Origin of the sequence: Pseudomonas sp. YQ_5 (assembly GCF_043103305.1) — a bacterium.
In the GTDB taxonomy this organism is placed as follows: Bacteria; Pseudomonadota; Gammaproteobacteria; order Pseudomonadales; family Pseudomonadaceae; genus Aquipseudomonas; species Aquipseudomonas putida_Y.
Genome location: NZ_JBICJS010000114.1, coordinates 50,123 through 64,822 on the forward strand (window position 1 = coordinate 50,123; position 14,700 = coordinate 64,822).

General features: G+C 63.4%; 13 protein-coding genes. 11 read left to right on the plus strand and 2 right to left on the minus strand.

Annotated features, from left to right (window positions below; genetic code table 11):
- Window positions 1-74: 74 nt before the first annotated feature.
- From ACF8EA_RS25145 to ACF8EA_RS25190, 10 genes are all read left to right on the plus strand, one after another.
- Complete coding sequence (locus ACF8EA_RS25145) at window positions 75-515, plus strand: NUDIX hydrolase (RefSeq protein ID WP_101196162.1); 441 nt, start codon at window positions 75-77, stop codon at window positions 513-515.
- Between the two features lie 59 nt (window positions 516-574).
- Window positions 575-1,699, plus strand: coding sequence for a tRNA 2-thiouridine(34) synthase MnmA (gene mnmA / locus ACF8EA_RS25150; protein ID WP_021782148.1), 1,125 nt, complete (start codon window positions 575-577; stop codon window positions 1,697-1,699).
- Window positions 1,696-2,322 (plus strand): high frequency lysogenization protein HflD, encoded by a 627-nt coding sequence (gene hflD, locus ACF8EA_RS25155; RefSeq protein WP_086978344.1) that lies wholly within the window; start codon window positions 1,696-1,698, stop codon window positions 2,320-2,322. Before mnmA ends, hflD begins: the two co-directional genes overlap by 4 nt.
- A gap of 216 nt (window positions 2,323-2,538) precedes the next feature.
- Window positions 2,539-3,909 carry an adenylosuccinate lyase gene (gene purB, locus ACF8EA_RS25160; protein ID WP_003251234.1) on the plus strand — a complete coding sequence of 457 codons (1,371 nt, stop codon included), beginning with the start codon at window positions 2,539-2,541 and terminating at the stop codon, window positions 3,907-3,909.
- 81 nt (window positions 3,910-3,990) lie between these two features.
- Window positions 3,991-5,157, plus strand: a complete 1,167-nt coding sequence (locus ACF8EA_RS25165; protein ID WP_019750912.1) for a cupin domain-containing protein — start codon at window positions 3,991-3,993, stop codon at window positions 5,155-5,157.
- On the plus strand, window positions 5,150-5,578 hold the full coding sequence (locus ACF8EA_RS25170; RefSeq protein ID WP_392523640.1) for a GNAT family N-acetyltransferase: 429 nt from the start codon (window positions 5,150-5,152) through the stop codon (window positions 5,576-5,578). The genes ACF8EA_RS25165 and ACF8EA_RS25170 overlap by 8 nt, the downstream gene beginning before the upstream one ends.
- A gap of 206 nt (window positions 5,579-5,784) precedes the next feature.
- Window positions 5,785-7,746 carry a DNA topoisomerase III gene (locus tag ACF8EA_RS25175; protein ID WP_392523641.1) on the plus strand — a complete coding sequence of 654 codons (1,962 nt, stop codon included), beginning with the start codon at window positions 5,785-5,787 and terminating at the stop codon, window positions 7,744-7,746.
- A gap of 193 nt (window positions 7,747-7,939) precedes the next feature.
- Window positions 7,940-9,229 (plus strand): NAD(P)/FAD-dependent oxidoreductase, encoded by a 1,290-nt coding sequence (locus tag ACF8EA_RS25180; RefSeq protein ID WP_392523643.1) that lies wholly within the window; start codon window positions 7,940-7,942, stop codon window positions 9,227-9,229.
- Window positions 9,230-9,402: 173 nt separating this feature from the next.
- A complete protein-coding gene (locus tag ACF8EA_RS25185; RefSeq protein WP_028697667.1) occupies window positions 9,403-10,233 on the plus strand; it encodes an alpha/beta fold hydrolase in 831 nt (276 codons plus the stop codon).
- 168 nt (window positions 10,234-10,401) lie between these two features.
- The gene (locus tag ACF8EA_RS25190; protein ID WP_103469820.1) at window positions 10,402-11,181 is read left to right on the plus strand and encodes a TSUP family transporter; all 780 of its coding nucleotides are present in this window, start codon (window positions 10,402-10,404) and stop codon (window positions 11,179-11,181) included.
- A 68-nt stretch (window positions 11,182-11,249) separates the two neighbouring features.
- On the opposite strand, the gene nudC is transcribed toward ACF8EA_RS25190, so the two are convergent.
- Both nudC and ACF8EA_RS25200 read right to left on the minus strand, forming a co-directional pair.
- A complete protein-coding gene (gene nudC, locus ACF8EA_RS25195) occupies window positions 11,250-12,080 on the minus strand; it encodes an NAD(+) diphosphatase (RefSeq protein ID WP_101196164.1) in 831 nt (276 codons plus the stop codon).
- Window positions 12,081-12,116: 36 nt separating this feature from the next.
- On the minus strand, window positions 12,117-12,929 hold the full coding sequence (locus ACF8EA_RS25200) for a crotonase/enoyl-CoA hydratase family protein (RefSeq protein WP_103469822.1): 813 nt from the start codon (window positions 12,927-12,929) through the stop codon (window positions 12,117-12,119).
- Between the two features lie 150 nt (window positions 12,930-13,079).
- On the opposite strand from ACF8EA_RS25200, the gene nhaB reads away from it, so the two are divergent.
- Entirely contained in the window at window positions 13,080-14,582 is a 1,503-nt protein-coding gene (gene nhaB, locus ACF8EA_RS25205) for a sodium/proton antiporter NhaB (RefSeq protein WP_021782138.1), read from the plus strand.
- The last annotated feature ends 118 nt before the right edge of the window (window positions 14,583-14,700 follow it).

A 14,700-nucleotide genomic window follows, 5' to 3' on the forward strand; every position in this document is an offset into this window, starting at 1 on the left:
CACAGCACCTGTGGGAGCGGGCGAGCCCGCGAAGGACCGCAAGGCGGTCCCGGCAACCTGAAAGGACATGGCAAATGACCTGGCAACCCCACATCACCGTAGCGACCATCGTCGAGCACGAAGGCAAGTTCCTCTTCGTCGAGGAGTTCAAAGCCAACCAGCACGTCTTCAACCAGCCTGCCGGCCACCTCGAGCCCAACGAGACCCTGCCCCAGGCCGCCCTGCGCGAAACCCTGGAAGAAACTGCCTGGGAAGTCGAGCTGACCGGTGTGGTCGGCATCTACCTGTACACCGCCCCCAGCAACGGCGTGACCTACCAGCGCGTCTGCTTCGCCGCCCGCCCCGTGCGCCATCATGCCGACCTGGCACTGGACAGCGACATCGTCCGCGCCGTGTGGCTGACCCGCGACGAACTGCTGGCCGACCCAACCCGCTGGCGCAGCGAGCTGGTGCCACGCTGCCTGGATGACTACCTCAACGGCCCGCTGCACAGCCTCGACCTGCTACGCGACTGACGCGGCGCCACGGGTTTGATAGAATCGGCGTTTTTCCCCCTTGATACACACCGGTACCCATGACCAGCCCAGCACTTAAAGACCCCGCCAAGACCCGCGTCATCGTCGGCATGTCCGGCGGCGTGGACTCTTCCGTCTCAGCCCTTCTGCTCATCGAGCAGGGCTACCAGGTGGAAGGGCTGTTCATGAAGAACTGGGAAGAGGACGACGGCACCGAATACTGCACCGCCCGTGAAGACCTGGCAGACGCCCAGGCCGTGTGCGACCGTATCGGCATCAAGCTGCACACCGCCAACTTTGCTGCCGAATACTGGGACAACGTGTTCGAGCACTTCCTTGAGGAATACAAGGCTGGCCGCACCCCCAACCCCGACATCCTCTGCAACCGCGAAATCAAGTTCAAGGCGTTCCTCGACTACGCCCTGTCGCTGGGTGCCGACCTGATCGCCACTGGCCACTACGTGCGCCGCCGCGATACCGGTGCGCTCACCGAACTGCTCAAGGGCCTGGACCCGAACAAGGACCAGAGCTACTTCCTGCACGCCGTCGGCGGCCAGGAAATTGCCCGCACCCTGTTCCCGGTCGGCGAACTGGAAAAGCCCGAAGTGCGTGCCATTGCCGAAAAACACGGCCTGGCCACCGCCAAGAAGAAAGATTCCACCGGCATCTGCTTCATTGGCGAACGCCGCTTCAGCGACTTCCTCAAGCAGTACCTGCCGGCCCAGCCGGGCGATATTGAAACCACCGAAGGTGAAGTGATCGGTCGCCACCATGGCCTCATGTACCACACCATCGGCCAGCGTCAGGGCCTGGGCATTGGCGGCCTGAAGGATGCCAGTGACGAGCCGTGGTACGTGCTGCACAAGGACCTGGCTCGCAACGTGCTGGTGGTCGGCCAGGGCAACGAGCACCCATGGCTGTTCTCCCGCGCCCTGCTGGCCTCGGAAATTTTCTGGGTCAACCCGGTCGACCTCGGCAACCCACGTCAGCTGACTGCCAAGGTGCGCTACCGCCAGAGCGACCAGCGATGCACCCTGGAGCGCACCGCCAGCGGCTACCGCGCCGTGTTCGACGAGCCTCAGCGCGCCGTTACGCCTGGCCAGTCCGTGGTGTTCTACGATGGCGAAGTGTGCCTGGGCGGCGGCGTGATCGAGGCTGCCGAGCCGTGGAGCCCGCGCGCATGAGCAACCTGCAGGAGCAGCTGATTGCGTTGGGTGGCGTGTTCCAGGCCGCCGTGCTGGTCGACCGCATCGCCCGCACCGGCCAGGCCAGTGAAGCCAATATCGGCTGCATGCTGGGCAGCCTGCTGGTGCGCGACCCCAAGGACACCCTGGAGGTGTTCGGCGGTGACGACCTGAACCTGCGCGACGGCTACCGAGCGCTGATCGGCGCCCTTGAGCGCGACCCCAACAGCCTGCAACGTGAGCCGCTGCGCTACGCCCTGTCGATGCTGGGCCTGGAGCGCCAGCTGAACAAGCGTGGCGACCTGCTGGACACCATCGGCAACCGCCTGCCGCAAATCCAGTCGCAGGCCGATCATTTCGGCCTGGTTCACGAAAACGTCATCGCTTCCAGTGGAGCCTTGTACCAGGACACCCTGAGCACCTTGCGCCAACGTATCCAGGTGCACGGCGACATGCGCTTCCTGCAGCAGCCCAACAACGCCTCGAAGATCCGCGCCCTGCTACTGGCCGGCATCCGCGCCGCGCGCCTGTGGCGGCAGCTGGGCGGGCACCGCTGGCAGCTGGTGTTCAGTCGGCGCAAGTTGCTGAACGAACTGTACGACATGATGCGCAGCCCCAGCTGACGGGCTGAACTGCCCGTTGCGGGAGCGGGCTTGCCCGCGAAGCAGGCGACGCGGTGTATGGCACCGGCTACGCCGGTGTTCGCGGGCATGTCCGCTCCCACAGGGTCTGCCACCCGATCCAAATTTGGGCCGACCTTTGGTCAGCCACCCGACCTGGGCGCATTTTTCATGTATGATATGCGCCCTTCCAAAAGCCTGACTGTCCGAGAACACCCCATGCAGCTTTCTTCGCTCACTGCGGTTTCCCCTGTAGACGGCCGTTATGCCGGCAAAACCCAGGCCTTGCGCCCCATTTTCAGCGAATTCGGCCTTATCCGTTTCCGCGCTCTGGTCGAAGTGCGCTGGCTGCAGCGCCTGGCCGCCCACCCGCAAATCGGCGAAGTGCCGGCGTTCTCCGCCGAAGCCAACGCCCTGCTGGACAGCCTGGCCAACGATTTCAAGCTGGAGCACGCCGAGCGCGTCAAGGAAATCGAGCGCACCACCAACCACGACGTCAAGGCCATTGAATACCTCCTCAAGGAGCAGGCCGCCAAGCTGCCTGAGCTGGCCAAGGTCAGCGAGTTCATCCACTTCGCCTGCACCAGCGAGGACATCAACAACCTGTCCCACGCCCTGATGCTGCGCGCCGGCCGCGACGAAGTGCTGCTGCCGCTGATGCGCCAGGTCGCCGACGCCATCCGCGCCCTGGCCCACGCCCACGCCGAAGTGCCAATGCTGTCGCGCACCCACGGCCAGCCGGCTTCGCCGACCACCCTGGGTAAAGAACTGGCCAACGTCGTGTATCGCCTGGAGCGCCAGATCGCCCAGGTTGCCGCCGTACCGCTGCTGGGCAAGATCAACGGCGCCGTGGGCAACTACAACGCCCACCTGTCGGCCTACTCGCAGATCGACTGGGAAGAAAACGCCCGCGCCTTCATCGAAGACGAACTGGGCCTGCAGTTCAACCCGTACACCACCCAGATCGAGCCGCACGACTACATCGCCGAGCTGTTCGACGCCATCGCCCGCTTCAACACCATCCTGATCGACTTCGACCGTGATGTGTGGGGCTACATTTCGCTGGGTTACTTCAAGCAGAAGACCGTCGCCGGCGAAATCGGCTCGTCGACCATGCCGCACAAGGTCAACCCGATCGACTTCGAAAACTCCGAAGGCAACCTGGGTATCGCCAACGCGCTGTTCCAGCACCTGGCCAGCAAGCTGCCGATCTCGCGCTGGCAGCGTGACCTGACCGACTCCACCGTGCTGCGCAACCTGGGCGTGGGCTTTGCCCACAGCGTGATCGCCTTCGAGGCCAGCCTGAAAGGCATCGGCAAGCTGGAAGTCAACGAGGCTCGCATCGCCGCCGACCTGGACGCCTGCTGGGAAGTGCTGGCCGAGCCGATCCAGACCGTGATGCGCCGCTTCAACATCGAAAACCCTTACGAGAAGCTCAAAGAGCTGACCCGTGGCAAGGGCATCACCCCAGAAGCGCTGCTGACCTTCATCGACGGCCTGGACATGCCAGCCGAAGCCAAGGCCGAGCTCAAGCAGCTGACCCCCGCTACCTACATCGGTAACGCGGCAGCCCAGGCCAAACGCATCTAAGCTGAGCGTCGCGTACAACGCCCGGCCTGGCCGGGCGTTTTTATTCCCGTACGAAAATTACGTTTTTTCAATAGGTTGAACATGAATCCTGATACTCCACTGCAGCTGCTCGGCGGCATCTCGGCCCGCGAATTCATGCGCGACTACTGGCAGAAGAAGCCGCTGCTGGTGCGCCAGGCCTTCCCGGACTTCATCAGCCCGATCGACCCCGATGAACTCGCTGGCCTGGCCCTGGAAGACGAAGTCGAGTCGCGTATCGTGCTGGAACACGGCGCGCACCCGTGGGAGCTGCGCCGCGGCCCGTTCAGCGAAGACACCTTCGCCGAACTGCCGGAAAAAGACTGGACACTGCTGGTACAGGCCGTTGACCAGTTCGTTCCGGAAGTGGCCGAACTGCTGGAAAACTTCCGCTTCCTGCCCAGCTGGCGTATCGATGACGTGATGATCAGCTTCGCCACCCCGGGTGGCAGCGTCGGCCCGCACTTCGACAACTACGATGTGTTCCTGTTGCAAGGCCACGGCCAGCGCAACTGGAAGATCGGCCAGATGTGCAGCAGTGACAGCCCGCTGCTGGAGCACGCCGACCTGCGTATCCTGGCCGAGTTCGAGCAGAGTGAAGAGTGGACCCTGGAGCCCGGCGACATGCTCTACCTGCCACCGCGCCTGGCCCACTACGGCGTAGCCGTGGATGACTGCCTGACCTACTCGGTCGGCTTCCGCGCACCGAGCGCTGCCGAAGTGCTGACCCACTTCACCGACTTCCTCGGCCAGTTCCTGCCCGACGAAGAGCGCTACAGCGACGCCGACGCCCAGCCGGTCAGCGACCCGCACCAGATCCAGCACGATGCCCTCGACCGCCTCAAGGCGCTGCTCGACAAGCACATGGGCGACAAGGACCTGCTGCTGACCTGGTTCGGCCAGTTCATGACCGAGCCGCGCTACCCCGAGCAGATCGTTGGCGAAGAGCTGAGCGAGGAAGAACTGATCGACGCTCTTGAGCAGGGCGCCATCCTGATCCGCAACCCCAGCGCACGCCTGGCCTGGTCCGAATTCGAAGATGACCTGCTGCTGTTCGCCAGCGGCCGTAGTTGCCCACTGCCCGGCAAACTGCGCGAGCTGCTGAAGCTGGTATGCGCGGCCGACGCCTTGCACATCGACAACCTGGCCGAGTGGCTGCAGGACGAAGATGGCCTTATGCTGGTACAGCAGCTGGTCAAACAAGGGAGCCTGGGATTCGCCAATGAATAAGATCAGCGTTCGCCTCGCCGATTGGCACAAAGACAACGCCGACATCCGCCGTATCCGTGAAGCCGTGTTCGTCGCCGAGCAGCACATTCCGCCAGAGCTGGAGTTCGATTCGGAAGACCAGGATGCCCTGCACTTCCTGGCCCTGGAAGGCGACTATCCAATCGGTACTGCGCGCCTGCTGGCCGACGGTACCATCGGGCGCATCTCGGTGCTCAAGGACTGGCGTGGCCTGAAGGTTGGCGATGCGTTGGTCAATGCGGTCATCGTCGAAGCGCAGAACCGCGACCTGAAACAACAGATGCTCAGCGCCCAGGTACACGCCACGCCGTTCTATGAGCGGCTGGGCTTTCGCGTAGTCAGCGAGGAATTCCTCGAAGCTGGCATCCCGCATGTGGACATGGTGCGCGACTCGCGCGTCTGATCCGTAACCTGCACTGGCCGCTTCGCGGACAAGCCCGCTCCTGCATGGGAATACGATTCATGTGGGAGCGGGCTTGCCCGCGAAGAGGCCGGCACAGGTAAAGACACTTCTCCTGACAAAAACTGTACATCCATCCAGATAAAACTTGCCTCCGCGCCCCCGCTTGCGCATCCTATGGCCTACCACCCCGATAAAGCGTCCCGGCCATGCGCCTGTTCCTCTGTGAAAAACCCTCCCAGGCAAAAGACATCGCCAAAGTGCTCGGCGCCAACCGCAAAGGCGACGGCTGCTGGCAAGGCACCGACATCTGCGTAACCTGGTGCATTGGCCACCTGCTGGAAACCGCCCCGCCGGACAGCTACGACGAACGTTACAAGCGCTGGAACCTGGCTGACCTGCCGATCATTCCAGACAAATGGAAGATGCTGGTAAAGCCCAAGACCGCCAGCCAGTTCAAGGCGGTCAAGCGCCTGCTCGGTGAAGCGCGGGAGCTGGTGATTGCCACCGACGCCGACCGCGAAGGCGAAATGATTGCCCGCGAGCTGGTCGAGCATTGCCGCTACCGAGGCCCGGTGCAGCGCCTGTGGCTGTCGGCGCTGGACGACGCCTCCATCCGCAAGGCCCTGGCACGCCTGCTGCCAGGCCACGAGACGTTCAACCTGTACCACTCGGCGCTGGGCCGCTCCCGCGCCGACTGGCTGATCGGCATGAACATGAGCCGGCTGTTCACCCTGCTGGGCCGCCAATCCGGCTACCAGGGTGTGCTGCCGGTAGGCCGCGTGCAAACGCCCACCTTGCGCCTGGTGGTCGACCGCGACCGCAGCATCGCCGACTTCGTGCCGGTGCCGTTCTGGGCCATCGATGTACAACTGGAACACGCCGGCCAACGCTTCAATGCTCAATGGCGCGCCCCCGAAGACGCCTGCGATGACCAAGGCCGCTGCCTGAAGCAAGGCCTGGCACAGCAGGCCGCCACCGATATAAGCCATGCCGGCACTGCCCGAGCGGTAAAGGTAGCGACCGAGCGTGTGCGCGAAGTTGCACCACTGCCCTTCGACCTTGGCACCCTGCAGGAGCTGTGCTCGAAAAAGTTCGGCCTCGGCGCCCAGGAAACCCTCGACATTGCCCAGGCACTGTACGAAACCCACAAGCTGATCACCTACCCGCGCAGCGATTGCGGCTATTTGCCACAAAGCCAACACGCCGAGGCACCTGCCATCCTCGCCGCCCTGCAACGGGCCGATGCCAGCCTGGCGCCGCTGCAGCCCTACCTGGAGCCGCAACGCCGCTCGCGGGCGTGGAACGACGCCAAAGTCAGCGCTCACCATGGCATCATCCCCACCGCCGCTGCCAGCGACCCCTCGCGCCTGCCGGCCAAGCACAAGGCCGTGTATACCCTGATCCGCGCCCGCTATCTGGCGCAGTTCCTGCCCAACCATGAGTACGACCGCACCCAGGCCGACTTCGACTGCGCCGGTCATGCGCTGCGTGCAGTGGGCAAACAGATTGTCGAGCCGGGCTGGCGCCGCGCCTTGCCCGAGGCGCTGACCCCGGCCAAAGGCCGCGAGGCACCACCGGCCCAGGTGCTGCCAGCGCTGCGCGAAGGCCAGGACTGCAACGTACACGGCCTGCAACTGAAAGACCTGTGGACCCAGCCGCCCAAGCCGTTTACCGAGGGCGACCTGATCAAAGCGATGAAAAACGTGGCCAAGCTGGTGGATGACCCTCGGCTGAAGCAGAAGCTCAAGGAAACCACCGGCATCGGCACCGAAGCCACCCGCGCCAGCATTATCCAGGGTCTGCTCGACCGCGGTTATCTGGTAAAGAACGGCAAGGCGCTGTCGGCCACACCTGCGGCCTGCGGCCTGATCGACGCCGTTCCCCGGGCCATTGCCGACCCCGGTACCACGGCAATCTGGGAGCAGGCGCTGGACATGGTGCAAAGCGGCGAGATGCCCCTGGAAGAGTTCGTTGCCCGGCAGTCGGCGTGGATGGGCAAGCTGGTCGAGCGTTGCAGCGGCATGCGCATGACCATCAGCGGGCCAGCGGCCGGGGCGGCCCCGCCCTGGAAGAAGAAACGTCGCGGTGGAGGTGGGAAAAGCAAAGCGGCCGGAAACAAGGCAACTCCGAGCAAGCCACGGCAGCCGCGGAAAAAGGCAACGTCCTGAAATTTCCGCCTTCTCACGTCCGGTCTCTCTGCGCGTGCCCCCTGTAGGAGCGGGTTCACCCGCGAAGAGGCCAGCCCAGGCAACACATTAACAACAGGCAAACCACAAACCCCGACCAACACATTGGCAGCGTGAAATTTAACTGCTAACTTTTCATGAAAATAAACACAATAATTTTCACGGAAAATCCGGCATGTTCAAACAATCCGCCCAGCACGTCGCCAGTTACTACGCCCAGACCTACCCCGCCAACATCCCATTACGCCCTACCCTGCAAGGCCCCGAGGACACCGACGTGCTGATCATCGGCGCCGGTTTCAGCGGCCTGCACACTGCCCTGCGCCTGACCCTGGCCGGCAAACGCGTAACGCTGCTGGAAGCCAGCCGGGTTGCCTGGGCGGCCTCTGGTCGCAACGGTGGCCAGGCGCTGTTGGGCTGGTCGTGCGACATGCCGCCGCTGGAGCAGGCCCTTGGCCTGGAACGCACCCAACGGCTATGGGCCAGCATGTGCTGGGCCGCCGAAGAGATGCGCGAACTGCCCCAACGCCACGGCTTCGACATCGACTACCGGCAGGGCAGCCTGTGGACTGCGGTATTGCCGCGCCGGGTGAAAATGCTCGAAGAGGCCCTGTATGATGCCGAGCATAAATGGGGTTACGACGCCCTGCGCCTGATCGGCCGTGACGAGTTGCCGCAATGGATCGACAGCCCGCGCTACCAGGCCGCGCTGTACGACGCCAAAGGTGCCCACCTCAACCCGCTGAAACTGGCGCAAGGCCTGGCCAGCACCATCGAGGCTGCTGGCGGGCGAATCTACGAACAGAGCCAGGTGCTCAGCTACCAGCAGGCTCGCGACGGCTATGTCGCCCGCACCGACGGTGGCGAAGTTCGCTGCCAGGTGTTGGTGCTGGCCTGCAACGCCTACATCGACCGCCTTGACCGGGGCCTGTCGCGCCGCCTGTTGCCCGTCGGTTCCTACCAGGTAGCCACTGCGCCTCTGGATGCCGACTTTGCCCATTCGCTATTACCTCGCAACAGTTGCGTGATCGACAACCAGTTCGTACCCGACTACTTCCGCCTCACTCCGGACCACCGCCTGCTGTTCGGCGGTGGCTGCACCTACCTGGGCGGCATTCCCCAGGACGTCGCCAGTGCCACCCGCCCGTACCTGGAGCGGGTGTTCCCGCAACTGGCCGGGGTGGCCATCGACTATGCCTGGGGCGGCCACATCGATTGCAGCATCAAGCGCACCCCGGACGTCGGTCGCGAGGGCCAGCGCTACTGGCTGCAGGGCTTCTCCGGTCATGGCGTACTGCCGACCCTGGCGGCGGCGCGTGCGGTCAGCGATGCCATTCTCGGCGATGAAGACCTGTTGGCGCTGTACCAAGGCATCGACAACGGCCGCTTCCCCGGCGGCGACCTGCTGGCTGCGCCTTTGGAAGCTGCGGCAAAAGCCTGGTACCGCATGCGCGACCGTGTCTGAAGGGCATCAGGATTGCCTGTGCGGGCCTCTTCGCGGGTGAAAGGGACCTCACAGTGTAGGAGCGGGTTCACCCGCGAAGAGGCCCGCACAGGCAATACAACTTCCTGATACCCGCCAAAATTCCTCCTATTCTCAATAGCTCCCTTCGCTTCCTGCACCCAGGAGACACGACCATGAGCTATGTAACCACGAAGGACGGTGTACAGATCTTCTACAAGGACTGGGGCCCGCGCGATGCGCCGGTGATCCACTTCCACCACGGCTGGCCGCTCAGTGCCGATGACTGGGACGCGCAGATGCTGTTCTTCCTCGCCCAGGGTTACCGCGTGGTCGCCCACGACCGGCGGGGCCATGGCCGCTCCAGCCAGGTATGGGACGGCCACGACATGGACCACTATGCCGACGACGTAGCCGCAGTGGTCGCCCACCTGGGCACCCAGGGCGCCGTGCATGTCGGCCACTCGACCGGCGGCGGCGAAGTGGTGCGCTACATGGCTCGGCACCCTGAAGACAAGGTGGCCAAAGCCGTGCTGATCGCGGCCGTACCCCCTTTGATGGTGCAAACCCCCGGCAACCCCGGTGGCCTGCCCAAGTCGGTATTCGACGGTTTCCAGGCCCAGGTTGCCAGCAACCGGGCGCAGTTCTACCGGGACGTGCCAGCAGGGCCGTTCTACGGCTACAACCGCCCTGGGGCCGAAGCCAGCGAAGGCATCATTGGCAACTGGTGGCGCCAAGGCATGATCGGCAGTGCAAAGGCCCATTACGATGGCATCGTGGCGTTTTCCCAGACCGATTTCACCGAGGACCTCAAGGGCATCAAGCAGCCCGTGCTGGTGATGCACGGCGACGACGACCAGATCGTGCCGTATGAGAATTCCGGGGTGCTGTCGGCCAAGCTGCTGCCCAATGGCACGCTGAAAACCTACAAAGGCTACCCGCATGGCATGCCGACCACCCATGCCGATGTGATCAATGCGGATTTGCTGGCGTTTATCCGTAGTTGATGTTTTCGCCAGTATCGGCCCATTCGCGGGTGAACCCGCTCCTACGGGATTATGCGGGTTTACCCGCGAAAGGGCCGGTACTGGCAACACACCTTCCCCAGGATTACCATGCTTCCCTTCTAGTGCGGCACTTTGCCGCCTCCTTGCCTCCCTGCCTGCCAAAACTCCATGCCCTTCGAACTTACCGTAGAACCCCTCACCCTGCTGATCCTGGCCCTGGTCGCCTTCGTCGCCGGATTCATCGATGCCATCGCCGGTGGCGGGGGCCTGCTCACCACTCCGGCCCTGCTCACTGCCGGCATGCCGCCGCACCTGGTGCTGGGCACCAACAAGCTCAGTTCCACCTTCGGCTCGGCCACCGCAAGTTTCACTTACTACAAACGCAAACTGTTCCATCCGGCGCAGTGGCGCCCGGCATTGTTCGCCACCCTGACCGGGGCGCTGCTCGGCGCCGTCATCGCCCACTACATGCCAGCCGAATGGCTGAACAAGATGCTGCCGGTGATCGTCTTCGCCTGTGGCATCTACCTGTTGTTCGGCGGCACGCCCAAGGCACCGCTGGATGCCGATGCACCGATCAGGAAAAAGTGGCAAGTGCCGCAAGGCTTCACCCTGGGCTTCTACGACGGCGTGGCCGGACCGGGTACCGGGGCGTTCTGGACCGTCAGTACCCTGCTGCTGTACCCCATCGACCTGGTACGCGCCAGCGGCGTGGCGCGCAGCATGAACTTCGTCAGCAACATCGCGGCGCTGACGGTGTTCGTCATTTCCGGGCAGGTGGACTACATCGTTGGCCTGTGCATGGGCCTGTCGGTGATGGTCGGCGCCTTTTTCGGCGCGCGCACGGCGATCAGCGGTGGCAGCAAGTTCATCCGCCCGGTGTTCATCACCGTGGTGCTGGCGTTGACCGTGCGCTTAGCGTGGCAACACTGGTTCGGGCAGGCCTGAGCGGCTTTGGCAATGGAATGACCATTGCCTGCGCCCTGCGCCTAGTCGGAGCACATTGTTCACTGCAGCTAGGACGGGAAAGCAGGGATATCACAGCCCAGCCGCCGCGCAACATACAGATCGATCAGGTAACGGGCAATGGACCGCCCGGCCGGCAGCGGCGGCAGGTCGTGAACGCTGAACCACTTGGCGTCCTCGATCTCGTCCGGCTGCATCACAATCTCGCCCCCGGCGTACTCGGCATGGAAACCCAGCATCATCGAATGCGGGAACGGCCAGCACTGGCTGCCGATGTACTGGATGTTCTGCACCTCCACCGCCACTTCTTCACGCACTTCGCGCACCAGACAGTCTTCGGCCGACTCACCCGGCTCGGCAAAGCCTGCCAAGGTGCTGTACACCCCGGTGACGAAGCGTGGCGAACGCGCCAGCAGGATTTCATCGCCGCGGGTCACCAGCACGATCATGCTGGGTGAAATACGCGGATAGCTGCGCAGGTCGCAGGGCTGGCAGTACATCGCCCGCTCCCAGCGAATTTGCGTCATCGCCTGGCCGCAACTGCCGCAGAAGCGGTGCTCGCGGGCCCAGGTGCCGATTTGTGCGGCATAGCCCAGCACCTTGTAGGTGTCGGAGTCGCCTTCGAGCATGAACGCACGCAGGCCGCGCCAGCTGCAGCCGGGCACATCGGTGGCGCTGCGCAGTTCCAGCAAAAATACCGGCTGGCCGTCAAAGTGGCCGATGCCGTGTTCGCACAGCACGTCGAGGTCCTGGCGCTTGAGCCAGTCGCGGGGGAACAGCGCGCCGTTGGCGTCCACCAGAAACCCTTCAGGGCTGCGGGCCACGGCCAGCCCCCCGGTCATCTGTGGGTCGAGTACTGCGGTAGTCCAGCGTGCTGACATGTCGGGGGTTCCTTTACTGCGCGTCCCCCGGCCCGATCAGTCGGCGAACGTCGGTTTCTGTTTGCTCATGTGCGCCGCCACAGCCACGCGCAGGTCTTCGGACTGCAGCATTGCGGCGTTCCAGGTGGCAATGTAGTCCAGGCCATCGTCGATGCGATGGTCACGCATATAGCTGAGCATTTCCTTGGTGCCGGCCACAGCGATCGGCGATTTTGCGGCAATCTCGCGGGCGATGGCAAAGACGCCGTCCATCAGTGCGGCCTGATCATCATAGACTCGGTTGACCAGGCCGATACGCAACGCCTCGTCAGCCTCGACATTGCGCCCGGTAAACGCCAGCTCACGCATGATGCCGTCGCCGATGATGCGTGGCAAACGTTGCAATGTGCCAACATCGGCAGCCATGCCCATGTCGATTTCCTTGATCGAGAATTGTGCATCAACACTGCAGTAGCGCATGTCGCAGGCGGCGATCAGGTCAATGGCCCCGCCAATGCAATAGCCCTGAACCGCCGCCAGCACTGGCTTGCGGCACCTGTCCACGGCGGTGAACGAGGCCTGCAGCCGCTGGATGGTCTTGCGCAGGAAGCGTGCATTGCGGCCCACGTCCTTGCCCATCTGCCCGGCCAGCGAAGCCAGCATCATCAGGTCGATACCGGCGGAGAAATGCTTGCCGGCACCGCTGATCACCACAGCACGCACGGCATCGGTGTCATCGATCCACTGGAAGATGTCGAGGATCTCTTCCCAGAAAGCCGCGTTCATCGCGTTGACCTTCTCCGGGCGGTTGATCTGAACGTGGGCGATGCTATCGGTCAGTTCGACCTTGAATGCACTGTACTCGGTCACGGGCGGCACTCCTGTGGGTAAAAGGTTCATGCCACCGATGGTAACCCAGCCCAATGGCCGTACTTGTGCCAAAAACGGGACTGTACACCTTGCCTAAGACGCGCAGATCCGGCACCGTGCGCCATCGCTGAATTATAAGGATACATATTTATGTCACGCCCCCTGACCGGCGCTCTCGCCCACGGTTTTCTGGGCAAGTCGCCGTTTTGGTACAAGGTGGTCATCTGCCTGTTTCTGGTGCTCAACCCGCTGTTGTTGGTAACCATTGGCCCGGTTGCGACCGGCTGGGCGCTGGTACTTGAGTTCATCTTCACCCTGGCCATGGCCCTGAAATGCTACCCGTTGATGCCCGGTGGCTTGTTGCTGATCGAAGCCATGCTGCTGCAAATGACCACGCCGCAGGCGCTGTACGAGGAACTGCAGCACAACTTCCCGGTACTCCTGCTGCTGATGTTCATGGTCGCCGGCATCCACTTCATGAAGGAACTGCTGCTGTTCCTGTTCTCACGCATTTTGCTTGGGGTGCGCTCAAAGGCCATTCTGTCATTGCTGTTTTGCGTGCTGTCGGCGTTTCTTTCCGCGTTTCTTGATGCGCTGACAGTCACTGCGGTGATCATCAGCGCCGCAGTCGGCTTCTACGCGGTGTACCACCGCGTCGCGTCCGGGGCCAACCCGCGCGAGGAGAGCGCACTGGACAGCGACCACCACGTTGCGCAACTGCACCGTGAAGACCTCGACCAGTTCCGCGCCTTCCTGCGCAGCCTGCTGATGCATGGCGCTGTGGGTACCGCCCTGGGCGGCGTCTGCACGTTGGTGGGCGAGCCGCAGAACCTGCTGATCGGCCACGAGATGAGTTGGCACTTCGTCGACTTCTTCTTCAAGGTCGCGCCCGTATCGCTACCCGTGCTGGGTGCAGGTCTGGTGACTTGCGTGCTGCTGGAAAAAGTGCGCCTGTTCGGCTACGGCACGCTGATGCCCGAACCGGTGCGCCAGGTGCTGACCGCCTATGCGGCCGAAGACGATGCCGCGCGTACCCAGGCCCAGCGCATCGCGCTGTGGGTACAAGGGCTCGCCGCACTGGTCCTGATCATCTGCCTGGGCCTGCATGTGGCCGAGGTCGGCCTGATCGGCCTGATGGTGATCGTGCTGATCACGGCCTTCACCGGCATCACCGACGAGCACCGCCTGGGCCGTGCCTTCCAGGACGCCATGCCGTTCACGTCGCTGTTGGTGGTGTTCTTCGCCGTGGTCGCGGTGATTCATCAGCAGCAGCTGTTCAGCCCATTGATCAGCTGGGTACTGACGCTGCCGACCGAACAGCAACCGGGCATGCTGTATCTGGCCAACGGCTTGCTGTCGGCGATCAGCGACAATGTGTTCGTTGCCACCATCTACATCACCGAAGTGAAGCAGGCATTTCTCGATGGCAGCATGAGCCGCGAGCATTTCGAAACACTGGCAGTGGCGATCAACACCGGCACCAACCTGCCAAGCGTGGCGACGCCGAACGGCCAGGCGGCGTTCCTGTTCCTGCTGACCTCGGCCATTGCGCCGCTGATCCGGCTGTCGTACGGGCGGATGGTGTGGATGGCGCTGCCCTATACCGTGGTGATGGGCGGGTTGGGGTGGTGGGCGGTGACGTACTGGCTGTGAGGTGCTCTGTTTGGCGCGAGGTGCATCAGTTTGGAGGTGCATGCCTTTAGGGGGATGTTGGTTGTGAGATCGAGCGCCGCCCGCGCGCCGCATCGCGAGCTGCGCTCGCTCCTACGTT

What these genes read in the sequence shown, in the direction of transcription:
- ACF8EA_RS25145 (WP_101196162.1), top strand. Translation starts at nt 75, where the DNA reads ATGACCTGGCAACCCCACATCACCGTAGCGACCATCGTCGAGCACGAA.
- mnmA (WP_021782148.1), top strand. Translation starts at nt 575, where the DNA reads ATGACCAGCCCAGCACTTAAAGACCCCGCCAAGACCCGCGTCATCGTC.
- hflD (WP_086978344.1), top strand. Translation starts at nt 1,696, where the DNA reads ATGAGCAACCTGCAGGAGCAGCTGATTGCGTTGGGTGGCGTGTTCCAG.
- purB (WP_003251234.1), top strand. Translation starts at nt 2,539, where the DNA reads ATGCAGCTTTCTTCGCTCACTGCGGTTTCCCCTGTAGACGGCCGTTAT.
- ACF8EA_RS25165 (WP_019750912.1), top strand. Translation starts at nt 3,991, where the DNA reads ATGAATCCTGATACTCCACTGCAGCTGCTCGGCGGCATCTCGGCCCGC.
- ACF8EA_RS25170 (WP_392523640.1), top strand. Translation starts at nt 5,150, where the DNA reads ATGAATAAGATCAGCGTTCGCCTCGCCGATTGGCACAAAGACAACGCC.
- ACF8EA_RS25175 (WP_392523641.1), top strand. Translation starts at nt 5,785, where the DNA reads ATGCGCCTGTTCCTCTGTGAAAAACCCTCCCAGGCAAAAGACATCGCC.
- ACF8EA_RS25180 (WP_392523643.1), top strand. Translation starts at nt 7,940, where the DNA reads ATGTTCAAACAATCCGCCCAGCACGTCGCCAGTTACTACGCCCAGACC.
- ACF8EA_RS25185 (WP_028697667.1), top strand. Translation starts at nt 9,403, where the DNA reads ATGAGCTATGTAACCACGAAGGACGGTGTACAGATCTTCTACAAGGAC.
- ACF8EA_RS25190 (WP_103469820.1), top strand. Translation starts at nt 10,402, where the DNA reads ATGCCCTTCGAACTTACCGTAGAACCCCTCACCCTGCTGATCCTGGCC.
- nudC (WP_101196164.1), bottom strand. Translation starts at nt 12,080, where the DNA reads ATGTCAGCACGCTGGACTACCGCAGTACTCGACCCACAGATGACCGGG.
- nhaB (WP_021782138.1), top strand. Translation starts at nt 13,080, where the DNA reads ATGTCACGCCCCCTGACCGGCGCTCTCGCCCACGGTTTTCTGGGCAAG.